Origin of the sequence: Rugamonas aquatica (assembly GCF_009380215.1) — a bacterium.
Classification (GTDB): domain Bacteria; phylum Pseudomonadota; class Gammaproteobacteria; order Burkholderiales; family Burkholderiaceae_D; genus Rugamonas; species Rugamonas aquatica_B.
In genome coordinates, this window is the sequence record NZ_WHUG01000002.1 from 211,152 (window position 1) to 224,633 (window position 13,482).

The window sequence follows — 13,482 nt, forward strand, 5'->3', positions numbered from 1 at the left end:
ATGAATTATAGGCCGGGCGTTAAGCTGGTGCCTGTTTTGATCTGGAGCTGGAAGCAAATGGGACAAATTTATCTGGTGCGCCACGGGCAGGCCTCGTTCGGCAGCGCCAATTACGACCAGCTGTCGACGCTGGGCTACGAGCAGGCGCGTCTGCTGGGGCAGTGGTATGCCAACAGCCGCCAGTCCTTCCAGCGCGTGGTGGTGGGCGGCATGGCGCGGCATCGCCAGACCGCCGACACCTGCCTGGCCGAGCTGCCCAAGCCGCAGCTGGCCGACGCCGAATGGATCACCGATGAAGGCTTCGCCGAATTCGATCATCACGAAGTGCTGCGGCGCCACTGTCCGGAGGCGGTCGACGCCGCGGCCTTCCAGCAGCTGCTGGCGCGGCACGAGGAGCCGCAGCGCGCGCTGGAGCACCTGTTCCGCGCCGCCATGCAGCGCTGGATGAGCGGCTGGCACGACGACGAGTACACCGAGACCTGGCCGGAGTTCCGCCGCCGCTGCGTGGCCGCGCTGGAGCGGCTCGACACCGACAGCAGCAAGCAGGCCACCATCGTGTTCACGTCGGGCGGTGTGATCGCCACGCTGATGCAGCACCTGCTTGGCCTGCAGGACTATCAGGTGATGGAGCTGAGCTGGTCGCTGGCCAATTGCGCCGTCACCAAGCTGCTGCAGCGGCCCGGCCAGTTCACGCTCAGTTACCTGAACAATTACGCGCATCTGGAATGGCTGGGACAAGCCGGCGCCGTCACCTACCGATAAAGGAACCGCATCATGGATTTCGACTACAGCCCGAAAGTAAAGCAGCTCCAGGCCCGGCTGACGGCCTTCATGGACGAGCATATCTATCCGAACGAAGCACGCTTCCACGCGGAGATCGACGCCAACCGCGCGGCCGGCGATGCCTGGGTGCCGACCAAGGTGATGGAAGAGCTCAAGCTCAAGGCGCGCGAGGCGGGGCTGTGGAATCTGTTCCTGCCCGATTCGCAGCACGGCGCGGGTCTCACCAACCTGGAATACGCGCCGCTGTGCGAGATCATGGGCCGCGCCGTGTGGGCGCCGGAAGTGTTCAACTGCTCGGCGCCGGACACCGGCAATATGGAGGTGCTGACGCGCTACGGCACCGAGGCGCAGCAGCGCGAATGGCTGGAGCCGCTGCTCGATGGCCGCATCCGTTCCTGCTTCGGCATGACCGAACCGGACGTGGCCTCGTCGGACGCCACCAACATCGCCAGCTCCATCGTGCGCGACGGCGACGAGTATGTAATCAATGGCCGCAAGTGGTGGTCCTCCGGCGGCAACGACCCGCGCTGCAAGGTCTTCATCTTCATGGGCAAGAGCGATCCCGATAATCCCAACCGCCACCTGCAGCAGTCGATGATACTGGTGCCGCGCGATACGCCCGGCGTCAAGGTGCTGCGCCACCTGCCGGTGTTCGGCTTCGACGATGCGCCGCACGGCCACGCCGAAATCGTGTTCGAGAATGTGCGCGTGCCGGCCACCAATCTGCTGCTGGGCGAGGGCCGTGGTTTCGAAATCGCGCAGGGCCGCCTCGGGCCGGGCCGCATCCACCACTGCATGCGTTTGATCGGCCTGGCCGAGCGCGCGCTGGAGCAGATGTGCAAACGCAGCCTGGCTCGCGTCGCTTTCGGCAAGCCGGTGGCGGAACAGGGCGTGACGCTGGAGCGCATCGCCGAGTCGCGCATCATGATCGACCAGGCGCGCCTGCTGGTGCTCAACGCGGCCTACATGATGGACACGGTCGGCAACAAGGTCGCGGCCAAGGAGATCGCCATGATCAAGGTGGCCGCGCCAACGATGGCCTGCAAGGTGATCGACTGGGCCATCCAGGTGCAGGGCGGCGGCGGCATGGCCGATTCCTTCCTCGCCTCGGCCTACGCCGGTGCGCGTTCGCTGCGGCTGGCCGATGGTCCGGACGAAGTGCACCGCAGCCAGATCGGCAAGATGGAGCTGGCGCGCTACAAGGCGCCGCGCAGCCACTGATGCCGGTGTTAGAATCGCCGCATGGATGACACCCCGGATCACAACACAGAGCCGCCAGTAGCGGCCCCTCCGCGCCGCAGCCGCCGCAAAAGCGGCGGCACCACATTGCGCGACGTCGCCAAGCTGGCGGGCGTGGCGCCGATCACCGCATCGCGTGCGCTCAACACGCCGAACGCGGTGTCGGATGCGATACTGGAGCGGGTGCGTGCGGCGGTCGAGCAGACCGGCTACGTGCCTAACATGCTGGCCGGCGGCCTGGCCTCGCGCAAGAGCCGCCTGGTGGCGGCGGTGATCCCCACCATCTCGGGCAACGTGTTCCTGGAGATGGTGCAGGCGCTGACGGCATCGCTGGCGGCATCCGGCTATCAGCTGATGCTGGGCCAGTCGGGCTACGAGGATTCTCGTGAAGATGAACTGCTGGAGGCCATCATCGGCCGCCGTCCCGACGGCGTGGTGCTGACCGGGATCATGCGTTCGCCGCAGGGCCGCCAGCGCCTGCTCACCAGCGGCATCCCCGTGGTGGAAACCTGGGACCTGACGCCCGACCCCATCGACATGCTGATCGGCTTCTCGCACGAAAAAGTGGGCGAGGAAGTGGCGCGCTATCTGCACGCGCGCGGCAAGCGCCGCGTCGCCACGCTGAGCGCGAACGACCAGCGCGCCATGCGCCGCATGAAGGCCTTCTCCGAGGCCGCGATTGAACTCGGCATGGCGCGGCCGGGCGAGACCGAAGTGCCGGGCTGGGTGGTGCCGGCGCCGACCAACGTCGGCCTGGGCCGCTCCGGCCTGCGCGAACTGCTGGCCCGCCATCCCGACATCGACGCGCTGTTCTGCAGCTCGGACATGGTGGCGCTGGGCGTGCTGACCGAGGCGCAGGCGCAGGGCATCGCAGTGCCGGACCAGCTGGCCGTGGTCGGCCTGGGCGACCTCAGCTTCGCCCGCGACCTGCAACCGGCGCTGACCACGGTGCGTATCGACGGCGCGACGATAGGCAGCACCGCTGCCCGCTTCATCGTCGACCGCTCGCAGGAGCGGGAGGTGCGCGACGGCATCATCGACATCGGTTTTTCCATCATCGAGCGCGACAGCGCCTGATCCCGTCACGCCGGCCGGCTGCTTGCACAGCCACTTCTGAAAATTATTGACATCTCCAACTGCACGGATTAACCTGAGTCATCGTACAACTGGTACCGGTACCATGGATGTGGTGCAAGGGGCAGTTTCCGGGGCAAGACCGCGTTTAGCCTGAAAAAATGGTGCGGCGCGGGAGTTGGTCGGTGTGATTCTGTTGTTGTTAAACGTCTACACATCGTACAACTAAGCAGAGGTACGTAGCGGTTCTTATCTGTCAATTAGGGGACAAAAGTGTTTAACAACAATTACAAGCAGCAAACGACCATCAAGATGACGCCGATGGCCTCGGCCCTGGCGCTGGCCCTGTTCGCCATGGCGGCGCAGGCGCAGGAAGCCTCGACCGCCAAACCCGGCCAGCTGGAAACCGTGGTGGTGACGGCCAACAAGCGCGTGGAAAAACTGGAAAGCGTGCCGATGGCCATCTCGGTCATGAGCGAGCAGGAAATCCAGCGCGCCAATATCCGCGAGTTCGAAGACGTGGTCAACATGATGCCGTCGCTGACGCTCAACTCCGGCACCACGGCCGCCAACAACGCCATCTTCATGCGCGGCATCGGCACCGTGTCGGTCGGCATCGGCGTCGAGTCGGACGTGGCCGTCATCATCGACGACATCCCCATCGCCACCCAGTTCCAGGCCTTCAAGGATCTGGCCGACGTGTCGCGCATCGAAGTGCTGAAAGGGCCGCAGAGCACGCTGTTCGGCAAATCGGCCGTGGCCGGCGCCGTCAACATCGTCACCAAGCCGCTGACCGGCCCGATGACTTATCGCGGTAGCACCTACCTCAGCAGCGATCACGAATGGCGCGTCAACGCCTCGATGGGCGGCACCATCAACGAACACTTCGCCATGCGCCTCGCCGCCAGCAACACGCGGCTGCCGGGCACCTTCCACAATCTGACCGATGGCCGCGATGTCAACGGCTCGGGCGGCAAAACCTTCCTCGCCAAGCTGCAATGGACGCCGCTCGACAATCTGTCTATCGACCTGTCGCCGCACTACAATTATTCGGAGAACACGCGCGGCGTCACCGCCATCAACGGCTTCTTCCTGCGCACCGGTTCGGCGGCTGCGGGCAATCTGGTGTCGACGCCGGTTGGCCTGGACGGCGCCTACTTCAACGGCAACCCGCTGCTGCCGGCGACGTCGGTGCTGGCCGGTATCAACGTCAACGATCCGAACAACCGCAACGTGCGCCGCGACTTCCCGACCGGCCTGGTGTCCAGCGACCGTGGCACCGGGCTCAAGCTGACCTACACGCTGCCCAACGACGCGCAGCTGATGGCGATCAGCTCGGTGGACAAGTACCTGGCCAACGATTTCCGCGACCAGGATTTCACCGACGTGCCGACCATCGCCGAAGCGGGCAAGACCGCGCTGACACAGGGGAACAACCAGTACGGCACCTACGACATCCGCACCAAGACGCAGGAAATCCGCTACGTCTCGCCAGACCGTGGCAACTTCAAATACGTGGCCGGTTTGTGGGCGGCGCATAACGAAATCTACCGCCATTTCATCCGTGGCTATTGCGTGTCGCCGGCTCTGTGCAACGGCAACTCCAACTCCAGCCCGACCAACTACTACACCGACATCTACAACACCAACAAGGCCATCTTCGGCCAGGCCTCGTGGGAGTTCGCACCGACCTGGACGCTGGAGGCCGGCCTGCGCGACAATCTGGAAACCTCGGGCTTCCACTATGCGCGCAACTACTACACCAACCAGGTCGACCGCGCCAGCTTCGTGCCCGGCCCGGTGGGCGTTGACCAGTTCCAGAGCACCGGCAATGCCGATCGCTCCTACACCGGCAAGGTCAGCCTGCAGAAGCAGGTCACGCCGGAGTTGATGGTGTACGTGATGGGCGCGACCGGCTACAAGGGCAAGGCGTATGATGTGACGTCGGGCCTGAAGGCGGTGGCGGCGTTCCCGGTGCGTCCTGAAACCAGCCAGACGATGGAGATCGGCGCCAAGGCCAATCTGCTGGACAATCGCCTGTCGGTGGCGGCCACGGTGTACAACTCGGAGTTCTTCAACTACCAGCAGAACGTCACCTACGTGCTGCCGAACGACCCGACCATCTACAGCCAGCTGAACTCGATTCCGCGCATCCGCACGCACGGCTTCGAGATCGACAGCCATCTGCTGGCGGCCAAGGATCTGACCCTCAACGCGTCGCTGGCGTTCACGCTGCCGACCATCGAGAAGTGGGCCAATGGTCCATGCTATGCCGACACCACCAACGTCGCAGTCGGCAACACCAAGCTGGCGGCCAACGGTTCGCTGGCCGGCTCCAACCCGAGCTGCTTCCCGATCGCGCCGGGCTCGACCACGGGTGTGCAGAACCTGGACAACAGCATCTTCCCCGGCACGCCGAAGATCAAGCTGAACGTCGGCGCCACCTACGAGTTCCCGGTGCCCAAGCTGCCGGTCAATGGCTTCGTCAACGTCAACGTGCGTTACCAGAACGAGTACAACACCAACATCAACAACGATCCGCGTTCGGTCAATGCCGGCTACAGCATTACCGACCTGGGCTTTGGCGTGAAGGACCAGAAGGGGCGTTACGGCATCAGCTTCCGTGTGAACAATCTGTTCGACCGCTTCTACATCCCGAACGCCAACGCCAGCGGCCCATCGTTCCGCGCCGGCCCCACAGCCACGTCGCCGGCCCTGACGGTCAACAGCTGGGTGCCACCGCGTGATGTGTTCCGCTACTTCAGCGTCAAGCTCGATGTGAAGTATTAAAACCCCCGGGGTCAAGTCTGACATTCGGACACGAGCTCTGCTGTATAGGCTTCTACAGCAGAGCTCGTGTCCGAATGTCAGACTTGACCCCGGGTTGTTTGCGGGCTGTATGTGCATACAGTATAATTCTGTCATGACGCATACCGCCCAAAACGGCTTTATCCTGACTCGCCACTGGCGAGACGCGGCCAATGGGACGGAAATCGAGTTCTGGCTGGCGACCGATGACGGCCCGAAAAAGATCCGCCTGACCGCGCAAACTTCGGTGGCCTTCGCCGAGGCGAAGCAGCGCGAGGCCATCGAGGCGCTGATCGGCGGCCAGCCCGGCATCGAGCTGCGCGATCTCGAACTGAAAACCTTCGAGCAGGAACCGGTGGTCGGCATTTATGCCTCCCGCTACAAGCAGCTCACGGCGCTGGAGCGTACCTTGCGCGAACACGGCATCAAGATGCTGGAGGCCGACATCCGCCCGCCCGAGCGCTATCTGATGGAGCGTTTCATCACCGCCGCCGTGCAGTTCGAAGGCGGCCAGACGCAGGGCGCCACCGTCATCCACAACTGCAAGCTCAAGCCCGCACCCGAGTACCGGCCCAAGCTGAAGATGGTCTCGCTCGATATCGAAACCAGCGCCTTCGAGGATCTGTATTCGATCGCGCTGGAAGGCTGCGGCCAGCGCCAGGTCTACATGCTGGGCGAGCCGCCGGCCGAGTCGTCACAGCAGATCGACTTCGACCTGGAATACTGCGCCACGCCGCGCCAGCTGATCGAGAAGCTCAACGCCTGGTTCGTGCGCCACGATCCCGATGTGCTGGTCGGCTGGAATGTGGTGCAGTTCGACTTGCGCGTGCTGCAAAAGAACGCCGACAAGTACAAGCTCCCGCTGGCGCTGGGCCGCGAAGGCAAGACCATCGAATGGCGCGAGCATCCGGGCCAGAAGGGCTATCTGTTCGCGCCCGTGGTCGGCCGCATCGTCCTCGACGGCATCGATGCGCTGAAGGCCGCGTCGTGGACCTTCCCGTCCTTCAGCCTGGAGAATGTATCGCAGGCCATGCTGGGCGAGGGCAAGGACATCGGCGACGTCTACGACAAGATGGCCGAAATCGAACGCCGCTTCCACGAAGACAAGCCGGCGCTGGCCCACTACAACCTGAAGGACTGCGAGCTGGTTACGCGCATCTTCGACAAGGCCAATCTGCTGGCTTTCATGATCGAGCGCTCGACGGTGACGGGTTTGCAGGCAGACCATCTCGGCGGATCGATCGCCGCCTTCGGCCACCACTACCTGCCGCGCATGCATCGCGAAGGCTATGTCGCACCGAGCGTCGGCGATATTTCCGGCGGCGCTTCGCCGGGCGGTTTCGTCATGGAGTCCAAGCCGGGCCTGTACGACTCGGTCGTGGTGCTCGATTATAAAAGCCTGTATCCGTCCATCATCCGCACCTTCCTGGTCGACCCGGTCGGCCTGATCGAAGGCGAGGTGGCAGACGATCCGGCGTCCGTGGTGGAGGGCGTCAACGGCACCGTGTTCTCGCGCACCAGGCATTGCCTGCCCGAGATCACCACGCAAATCTGGAAGCAGCGCGACGCCGCCAAGCGCGCCAGGAACGAGCCGCTGTCGCAAGCGCTGAAGCTGCTGATGAATTCCTTCTGCGGCGTGCTCGGCGCGACCGAATGCCGTTTCTTCAATCCGCGCCTGGTCTCCTCGGTCACGCTGCGCGGCCACCAGATGATGAAGCAGACCCGCGAGCTGGTCGAGGCGGAAGGCTACGACGTCATTTACGGCGACACCGATTCCATCTTCATCTGGCTGAAAAAGGAATACGGCAACAGCGAGGCGCTGGCCATCGGCGAAGGCCTGGCCGTCAAGATCAACGACTGGTGGCGCACCATGCTGAAGGAAAAGCACGGCCTGGAATGCCATCTCGAAATCGAATTCGACACGCACTACCGCAAGTTCTTCATGCCGACCATACGCGGCACCGAGACCGGCAGCAAGAAGCGCTACGCCGGCCTGGCCGTCAATGCCAAGGGCGACGAGGAAGTGATCTATCGCGGCCTGGAAGTGGCGCGCAGCGATTGGACGCCGCTGGCGCAGCAGTTCCAGCAAGGCCTGTTCACGCGCATCTTCAAGGACCAGCCCTATCAGGATTTCGTGCGCGAGTACGCGCAGAAGACGCTGTCCGGCGACTACGACGAACTGCTGGTGTACCGCAAGCGCCTGCGTCACCGGCTCGATGAATACAAGGTCAACGTGCCGCCGCAGGTGCGCGCCGCGCGTCTGGCGGATGAGTACAATCAGGCGCAGCGCCGTCCGCTGCGCTATCAGAACGGCGGTTGGATCAGCTACGTGATGACCACCAGCGGCCCGGAACCGACCGAGGTAGTGCGCTCGCACATCGACTACGAGCATTACCTGACCAAGCAACTGCAGCCGATCGCAGATTCGATACTGCTGCCGATGCACGACAGTTTTACCAGCCTGACCACGGCGCAAGCCAGCCTTTTCTAAAACGGAGATAGCATGAGCGATTTCAAGAAACTGCACGATGGAAGTAAACTGCTGCACCTGCCGAACGCCTGGGACGCCGGCAGCGCAAGGTTGTTTGAAAGCCTGGGCGCACCGGCCATTGCCACCACCAGCGCCGGCGTGGCCTGGGCCGCAGGCTATGCCGACGGCGGCCAGATGCCGGCCGAGGTGGCAATCAGCGTCGCCGCCAACATCGCCCGCGTGTTGACGGTGCCGCTGTCGGTGGATATCGAAAACGGTTATTCGGACGATGCCGACGTGGTCGCGCAAACCGTGCTGCGCCTGATCGATGTCGGCGTGGCCGGCATCAACCTGGAAGACGGCGGCGATGCGCCGCTGCTGCTGGCCGCGAAAATCACCGCCATCAAGAAGCTGGCGGCACAGTCGGGCAAGGACATCTTCATCAACACCCGCACCGACGTGTATCTGCGAGGCCTGGCGTCCGAAGGCGAACGCGTGGCCGAAGTGCTGAAGCGCGCCGCGCTCTACAAGGAAGCCGGCGCAGACAGCCTGTTCGTGCCGGGTATCTGCAAGGTCGACGAGATCAAGGCGGTGGTGGCCGGCGCAGGCTTGCCGGTCAACGTGATGGACTGGCCGGGCGTGCCGTCGGCCGATGAGCTGCACCGGCTGGGTGTGCGCCGCCTGAGCGCGGGTTCCGGTATTTCGCAAGCCTTGTGGGCGGTGGCCGGCGACATGGCCAGGGACTTCCTGGCCACCGGCAGCGCCGGGCCGCTGGTCGCGAAAGCCATGCCGTATGGGGATCTGCAAAAGTTGTTTGTCGCGTCGCGCTGACGATAAAAAACGGCACCGCATGCGGTGCCGTTTTTTTATGGCGCTTGCGCTTATGCCGGTTGACGGCCGCCGATGACGGCGCGGCGGTTGTCGAAGCTGTAGGCGCCGGCGCCGAAGGCCACCACTTGCAGCAGGCCGCCTGCCATCGCGATGTTTTTCAGCAGATGGATCATCTGGTTCTGGTCGCCGATCGCGTGGTGGAAGGCCAGCGCGGTGACGATGGAGAACGCGGCCAGTCCGGCAGCCACCAGGCGGGTCTGGATGCCGAGTGCCAGCAGCAGGCCGCCGCCCAGTTCAACCGCGATGGCGACCGCCAGGCCGGCGGTGGCGAACGGCAGGCCGGAGGAAGCGATGTAGCCTATCGTCGCGGCCGGCGCCAGCAGTTTGCCGATGCCGCTCATGACGAAGATGGCAGCCATCAAGACGCGGCCGATTGCAGGGATGATCGAAGTGTTAGCGTTGTTCATGGTCTTTCCTTTTCAATGAGTTGGATTACATCAAATTTGCCGAGCGCAATTGGGTGCCGATGCGTTCGATTTCCGTTTCGCCCTGCGCCAGCGCGGCCAGGCTGGTGTGCACCGAGTAATAGCCTGTGACCAGTTCGTGCGGATGCTTGACCGCCGAGCCCAGCACGAATTCCGTTTCGCCTTCAGCGACGAAGTCGATGGCGCCGCCGCCTTCTTCGAACACCGCCACTTCGCGGCCGATCTCGGCATCACCCACGTGCAGCGCGCCGCTTGCCACCGCTGCCCATGCCACGTCGTGGCCGGCTGGCGGCTGGTAAGTCCAGCGTTCGCCGTCACGCAGTTTCACGTGCAGGTAGTTGATCGAAGCGCGTGGCTGGATCAGGCTGACTGCATCGCCGTAGCGGCCGATGATTACGCGTGCCGGACCGCTGCTGGTCACTTGCTCCGCCGCCAGGTACTGGCTGTGCGCCGGGCCGTTCTCATCTTCCGGCGGCAGCGCCAGCCACAGCTGGAAGCCATGCACGCCCTGGCCTTCGATGGGGCCGCCGTCGTGCCAGACGCCGTTGCCGGCGCTCATCCACTCGACGCCGCCTGCGTGCAGCACGCCTTCGCTGCCGGTAGTTTCGCGGTAGGCCGTGGCGCCGTCCATCACGACGGTGACGGTGGCGATGCCGGAGTGCGGATGCATGCCCATCTTGCCGCCACGGCTGGCTTCCATGCGGAAGCGGTCGAGGAACACGAAGGGCTTGATCATCTGGCCGACATCGCCGGGGCTGACCAGGCGCGTGATCGGACCGCGGGTATTGCCTTTGGTGCGGAATGCGATGTTGCGTGTTTTCATTTGCTTGCTCCTTGTTTGCAGTGCATGGAAGCCATCTTAGGCTCGCTCTATCCATCTGAATAGCCTATATAATTAGATGGATAGTATCCAGGGAGTAGATACATGCTTGACGCCATGTCGATGGACCAGCTGCGCACCTTTATCGCCGCAGCGGACGAAGGGAGTTTTTCCGCCGCCGGACGCAAGCTGCGCCGGGCGCAGTCGGTGGTCAGCACCACGCTGGCCAATCTGGAGTTGCAGGTGGGGTTTGCGCTGTTCGAACGCACCGGGCGCTATCCGCAGTTGACGGAGGCGGGCCGGGCGCTGCTGGAGCAGGCGCGCGCCGCCGTCGGCGGCATGGATGCGTTCAAGGCCAAGGCGCGCACGCTGGCCGAGGGACTGGAGCCGGAGCTGGCGGTGGCGGTCGATGTGATGTTCCCGATCGCTACGCTGACGGCGGCGGTGCAGGCGTTCAAGGCGGCGTTCCCGACCACGCCGCTCAGGCTGTACGTGGAGGCGCTGGGCGCGGTGGTGCAGCCGCTGGTGGCGGGCCAGTGCCGGGTGGCGATCATCGGTTCGCTGCCGGAGATACCGCCCGGCTGCGCATCCGAATTCCTGCTCAGCGTGACGGCGGTGTGCGTGGCCGCGCCTTGCCATCCGTTGACGGAGCTTGATGGCGCGATCCCGCAGGCGCAGGCCGCGCAGCATGTGCAGCTGGTGCTGACGGACCGTTCGGATTTGACGGCCGGGCGCAATTTCGGCGTGGTCGCGGCGCAGATCTGGCGGCTGGCCGATCTCGGCGCCAAGCATGCCTTCCTGCGCGCCGGACTGGGCTGGGGCTACATGCCGCTGCACATGGTGGAGGACGACCTGCGCACGGGCAAGCTGGTGCGTATCACGCTGGAGGCGCACGCGCCGCTGGGGCCGGGCTTCTCGATGCACGCCATCCATCTGCGCGACCACCCACCCGGCCCGGCCGGACGCTGGTTCGTCAACCAGCTGAAGCTAGGGTAATTCGGCGTACTCTTTGAGCAGGTTGGCATACTCGCGTATGCCCGGGGAGGCGAGCCAGGACCACATTTTTTCCACCTGGGCCGCGTGCGCGGCGTAGTAGTTTTCGCTGGCCGCCAGCCAGATGTGGTCGGTGAAAATCGGCTGCGGCAGGCGGACGATGGCTCCCCGGTATTTTTGGGCGATGTAGGCGTCCATATCGTTGGGGAAAGTGACGGAGACCGCGAAACCGTCGATGCGGTACAGCCGCAGCTTCTCCAGGTTGCGGGCGATATCGACGGCGCCGCTATCGACTTTCAGCCCGAGGTTCTGCATGCGGAGCTTGTAGCTGGCGCCGAGGGTGATGCCCAGCAAACGGTCCTGGAAATACCTGGCCGGATCGGTGGCGCGAGGTATCTGGTCGGCGCTGCGAACGAACACGACGATGTTGAGCGGCAGTGCGCGCGTAATGTCCAGCTGGTGGTTTTTATCGCGGGGGAAGACGATGCCGGCTGTTTCCCTGGCACTGGAATCCATGGGCGCGAAGTCCAGTTCGCCTGCCACCAGCGACGGCTTGATACGCATGACCGGCAGCCGCTTCAGGCTCGCTTCGCAGCCCGCGCTGGCGGCGAAGCGCTGCACCAGCTCCGCCGATGCGCCGGGCTTGGCCGGCACGTCGGCCCCCGTCCCGAGCCAGTAGGGCGGCCGCTCCTGGTCCAGGTAGCCTATCCGTATCGGCTCGCAAGCGGCTGCGGCGGCGCAGTTGCCGATGGCAATGGCGAGCGCAAGTGCGAAAATGCCGAATCTCATGAATCGTCCAGACCTCAGTAACAATGATCGCATTATGACAGCTGAACCCCGGCCTCGCTTCGTTCCAGGTTGCGCATTCTTGTAGCAAAAAACAAACGTTTTCCCGACTGACGCAAAACGCTACGGACGAGCTTGTTTTGCTTGTCCAGGCGGTCAAATTTGTTTGATGTTTAAAGTATATCGTCATAGGGGAATTGCTGTTTTGCCACATGCTTCTTACTTTTAGTTACAAGTTTCCAGCTGGAATAGCGCTTGATCGTTGAGAAACTTGGTTACATTTTCCTTACAATTTAGTTGTGTGCGCTCTTTGACAGACGGGTTCGCCGATCACAGAATCGGCCTCACACCGGCTTAAGAAAACGTTAATTTTTCTGCGTTTCGGCCGTGTGGTGGTAGCGGTATCCCTCTAACCTGTCTGCAAAGGAAAACCCATGACTTTGAATAAAGCAATGATGGCGCTGGTGCTGTCCCTGGCTGGTGGTACGGCCATGGCCGTGCCGCATTCTGCAACGGTTGATTTCTCCAAGGGGCAAGAAGGCTGGTGGGCGATGCAGCCCCTCAACGGCGTCGGCGGCTCCGGCATCGACACCAGCATGGGGCATGCGGCGCCCGCCCTGCGCACCGTGATCGACAACTTCGGCGTGAGCTGGGGTACCCATTTCAACCAGGCCTTCCTCGGCGACTATACCAAACTCTCGGGCGTCACCATCGGCCTGGATATCTCGGCGCAGCAGATCGATTTCTTCGGCCAGGAAGTGTCACGCGACCTGGTCGTCGAACTGCGCGATTACGACAACAAGCCGGCCAACCTGCCGTACACCAGCGTGTTCTACAACCTTGGCAGCATCGATTCGACCAAGGGATGGCAGCATCTGTCGGTGACTATCGGTGATACCAAATCGCTGGCGCTGCCTGCAGGCTGGGGCGGTTATGGCGGTCCCGATGCGCAGGGACCGACTTTGCCGTCCGGCCGGACCTTCGCCAGCGTGCTGGCCAGTGTGGATGAGGTCGTGTTCACGACGCTGAAGCCGGGCTATGCCTTCGACTACGCCAGGTACGACGTCGCGATCGACAACCTGTCGATCACGCCAGTGCCGGAGCCGTCCACGTACGGCATGCTGATCGGCGGCCTGGGCCTGGTCGGCTGGATGGCGCGCCGCAAAGCGCGTTCGGCAGCCTGAGCTTGTTGC

The 13,482-nt window shown here is 63.6% G+C and carries 11 protein-coding genes; 8 read left to right on the top strand and 3 right to left on the bottom strand.

Translation table 11 applies throughout. The features are described from left to right. Positions 1-57 precede the first annotated feature (57 nt). The 6 genes from GEV02_RS05220 (at position 58) to GEV02_RS05245 (ending at position 9,205) form a co-directional block, all read left to right on the top strand. Positions 58-762, top strand: a complete 705-nt coding sequence (locus tag GEV02_RS05220; protein ID WP_152836895.1) for a histidine phosphatase family protein — start codon at positions 58-60, stop codon at positions 760-762. Between the two features lie 12 nt (positions 763-774). Continuing rightward, positions 775-2,004, top strand: a complete 1,230-nt coding sequence (locus tag GEV02_RS05225) for an acyl-CoA dehydrogenase family protein (RefSeq protein ID WP_152836896.1) — start codon at positions 775-777, stop codon at positions 2,002-2,004. Positions 2,005-2,025: 21 nt separating this feature from the next. Beyond that, positions 2,026-3,099 carry a LacI family DNA-binding transcriptional regulator gene (locus GEV02_RS05230; RefSeq protein ID WP_152836897.1) on the top strand — a complete coding sequence of 358 codons (1,074 nt, stop codon included), beginning with the start codon at positions 2,026-2,028 and terminating at the stop codon, positions 3,097-3,099. Positions 3,100-3,369: 270 nt separating this feature from the next. Beyond that, on the top strand, positions 3,370-5,886 hold the full coding sequence (locus GEV02_RS05235) for a TonB-dependent receptor (protein ID WP_152836898.1): 2,517 nt from the start codon (positions 3,370-3,372) through the stop codon (positions 5,884-5,886). A 133-nt stretch (positions 5,887-6,019) separates the two neighbouring features. Next, positions 6,020-8,395, top strand: coding sequence for a DNA polymerase II (locus GEV02_RS05240; RefSeq protein ID WP_152836899.1), 2,376 nt, complete (start codon positions 6,020-6,022; stop codon positions 8,393-8,395). 12 nt (positions 8,396-8,407) lie between these two features. Then, positions 8,408-9,205 (top strand): isocitrate lyase/PEP mutase family protein, encoded by a 798-nt coding sequence (locus GEV02_RS05245; protein WP_152836900.1) that lies wholly within the window; start codon positions 8,408-8,410, stop codon positions 9,203-9,205. A gap of 50 nt (positions 9,206-9,255) precedes the next feature. On the opposite strand, the gene GEV02_RS05250 is transcribed toward GEV02_RS05245, so the two are convergent. Beyond that, positions 9,256-9,672, bottom strand: coding sequence for a DoxX family protein (locus GEV02_RS05250; RefSeq protein ID WP_152836901.1), 417 nt, complete (start codon positions 9,670-9,672; stop codon positions 9,256-9,258). 25 nt (positions 9,673-9,697) lie between these two features. Continuing rightward, positions 9,698-10,513 (bottom strand): pirin family protein, encoded by an 816-nt coding sequence (locus tag GEV02_RS05255; RefSeq protein ID WP_152836902.1) that lies wholly within the window; start codon positions 10,511-10,513, stop codon positions 9,698-9,700. Positions 10,514-10,615: 102 nt separating this feature from the next. On the opposite strand from GEV02_RS05255, the gene GEV02_RS05260 reads away from it, so the two are divergent. After that, positions 10,616-11,506 carry a LysR family transcriptional regulator gene (locus GEV02_RS05260; RefSeq protein ID WP_152836903.1) on the top strand — a complete coding sequence of 297 codons (891 nt, stop codon included), beginning with the start codon at positions 10,616-10,618 and terminating at the stop codon, positions 11,504-11,506. Here the strand turns inward: GEV02_RS05260 and GEV02_RS05265 are convergent. Further along, the gene (locus GEV02_RS05265) at positions 11,498-12,292 is read right to left on the bottom strand and encodes a hypothetical protein (RefSeq protein WP_152836904.1); all 795 of its coding nucleotides are present in this window, start codon (positions 12,290-12,292) and stop codon (positions 11,498-11,500) included. The genes GEV02_RS05260 and GEV02_RS05265 overlap by 9 nt on opposite strands. 431 nt (positions 12,293-12,723) lie before the next feature. Here GEV02_RS05265 and GEV02_RS05270 point away from each other — a divergent pair, with 431 nt between their 5' ends. Further along, on the top strand, positions 12,724-13,473 hold the full coding sequence (locus GEV02_RS05270) for a PEP-CTERM sorting domain-containing protein (protein WP_152836905.1): 750 nt from the start codon (positions 12,724-12,726) through the stop codon (positions 13,471-13,473). The last annotated feature ends 9 nt before the right edge of the window (positions 13,474-13,482 follow it).